A 2645-nucleotide genomic window follows, 5' to 3' on the forward strand; every position below is an offset into this window, starting at 1 on the left:
GTTATAATATAATTATAAAGTGTTGAGTTTTGCATTCCAATAGCTAATACTATTTAAATAATAATAATCACTAGTAAGCTATAATTAATGATTGCACAAACACCTTTGTTTTGATAAAATATTTCTTGTTGTAATCAAAACAAAATTTGATATGCTTAAGATCACTTTTAGGAGGTGACAGTAATGCCAAATATTAAATCTGCTATTAAACGTGTGAAAACAACTAATAATGCTGAAGCTCGTAATATTTCACAAAAAAATACGATGCGTACAGCAGTAAAAAGAGCTAAAACAGCGATTGAAAATAATGCTGATAATAAAGCTGAATTAGTTAACTTTGCAATCAAAACAGTTGATAAAGCTTCACAAAGTAACTTAATTCATTCAAACAAAGCTGATCGCATTAAATCAAAATTAATGTCATCAAGTAAATAATTTTAAAAGTTCAAGCCTAGCGCTTGAACTTTTTTATTGCTTTTATAGTGCAAGTATTAATAACTCTAAAATTAATTGCTTATCTATATAGGAAGACTTAAGTTTATAGTCTGTTTCTGCACAATGATTAATAATATTAAGTAGCTCATTGAGTTGATAATGTTTTACTTGTCCGAGAGCTAATTTGACTCTATAAGGATGCACATTTATTGTCTTAGAAATCTGTTGGCCACTATAGCCTTTTCTTGATAAAATTTTACATTGATAATAAAGACGGTAATTACTAGTGATTAATGCCAATAATTTAATTGGTTCTTCTTTCATTATTATCAAATCTTTAACAAGCTGAATGGCCTTATTTTTATCACCCTTTTGAATATATTCTGTTAGTAAAAATACATTCTGTTCTAAACTACGGTTAATAATTAAGCTAACATCATTCTTATTTATTGTTGTTCTATCCCCTAAAAATAAAATGATCTTGTCTAATTCTTGTGATATAACATTAAAATTAATTCCTGTTAACTCAATAAATAAATTTAAAGCATCTTGTTTAATGTCTTTATAATTTTCATGTAATTTATTCTGAATCCATGATTTCATTTCTTGTTCAGACATTTGTTCAACTTTATAAAGCTTACTAGTATTTTTTAATGTTTTTGTTAATTTTTTTCGTTCATCTAATTTACTTTGGTAAATTTCAAAGATTAAAAGATTATTACCATCATACTTCTCTAAAAACTCAATAACTTGATCAGTATTAGGCGTTATTTCTTTAGAAACTTTTTCGCCGGTAAACATAAATGAATTTTTAACCACAATTGCTTTTTTCTCAGAAATAAATGGCAAAGTTAAAGCCTCTTCTATAATTGAAGATATGTTAGTTTCATATAGGTTGAATTTAATGAAGTTAAAGTCATCTTTTCCTTCTTCTAAAAAGTCATTTACTAGTTCATTACTTTTCTTTTCTACTAATTCTGGTACTTCACCATAAACAGCTACTACGTTATTTCTCATGTTAACGAGCATCCTTTCAAAATATAAAGCGTTAAAATATTATATCATGCGAATTGTGATAATCACTACTTAACTATGATTTATTTGAAAGATATTTTTAAATCTCTATCTAGGTCAATTGTAATTTCTCCATCATTTTGAGTATTATAAATTTTACTGTTGAATGATTTTAACTTTTCAATTGTTTCCTCATTAGGTAGAGGATATTTATTATGTTTACCACTTGATATTATACTGATAGATGGACGGATTATATTTAGAAATTGTTCAGAACTACTAGTTTTACTACCGTGATGACCTACCTTTAAAATGTCGATTTTCGGTAGATTATATTTTTGTATTAATATGTTTTCATTATTTTTAGTAGCGTCTCCCATCAGTAATATCTTGTATTTTAAATAGTCTATTAAAAGAATAACACTTTGTTCGTTCTTATCGTTGCTAGTAGGAATATAAGTATGAAAAAAATGAATAGTAGAAGAGTTTAAATTAATAGTATTAATACGCGAAGCATCTATTAATTGAATATGATTGCTATGGCATATTTGTTCAATCCTAAACAGTTTATTTGGTGGATAACTAGCTAAATATATCATTAACTTTTTAATTTTTAGATGTTTTGCTAAATACGGCAATTCAGCCATATGGTCCGCATGAGGATGTGTGATGATTAAATAATCAATCGTGTTTACGCCTTTGGACTTAAGTGTAGACATAATATGATGTTTTGAAATTTGATAATTTTCTTCGGTACTATTTTCTGTCCCACCGGTATCTACCATAACAGTCTCTTGGTTTTTAGTTTGAAATATTAAACTATCCCCTTGCCCGACATTTAAAAATGTAATAGTTGAAGAACTAGGTTTAGTAAAGATACATATACAAATAATAAATAATAGAATGACTAGCAAACTATATATAAGTCTTTTATGGCATACAAATAAGATAATAAAAAAGATTAAAATAAAGTAAATAAAAAGTTCTAACATAGAATGGAAAGTTATAAATAGGCGCAATTTTTGAAAAGGTAGAAATAAATCCAATAATAAGTCGTGGAACTTAAATACCTTATTAGTTATTATATTTAACAAAGTTATATTGTTAACGAAATGATAAACTATAAAATTACATATAGCTAATGGAAATATAACAAAGCTATATAAAGGTACGAATATTATATTAGAAAATAAACC

3 protein-coding genes are annotated in these 2645 nt (G+C 26.2%); 1 reads left to right on the plus strand and 2 read right to left on the minus strand.

Annotated elements, in window-relative coordinates; translation table 11 throughout:
• Window positions 1-183 precede the first annotated feature (183 nt).
• Entirely contained in the window at window positions 184-435 is a 252-nt protein-coding gene (gene rpsT, locus CD147_RS11760) for a 30S ribosomal protein S20 (RefSeq protein ID WP_103167625.1), read from the plus strand.
• A 42-nt stretch (window positions 436-477) separates the two neighbouring features.
• Here rpsT and holA read toward each other — a convergent pair whose 3' ends face one another.
• Window positions 478-1452, minus strand: a complete 975-nt coding sequence (holA, locus tag CD147_RS11765) for a DNA polymerase III subunit delta (protein WP_103167626.1) — start codon at window positions 1450-1452, stop codon at window positions 478-480.
• A gap of 80 nt (window positions 1453-1532) precedes the next feature.
• On the minus strand, window positions 1533-2441 hold the full coding sequence (locus CD147_RS12420) for a ComEC/Rec2 family competence protein (RefSeq protein WP_276308080.1): 909 nt from the start codon (window positions 2439-2441) through the stop codon (window positions 1533-1535).
• Between the last annotated feature and the right edge of the window lie 204 nt (window positions 2442-2645).

The sequence above is a fragment of the Staphylococcus devriesei genome, from assembly GCF_002902625.1.
Taxonomy (GTDB): domain Bacteria; phylum Bacillota; class Bacilli; order Staphylococcales; family Staphylococcaceae; genus Staphylococcus; species Staphylococcus devriesei.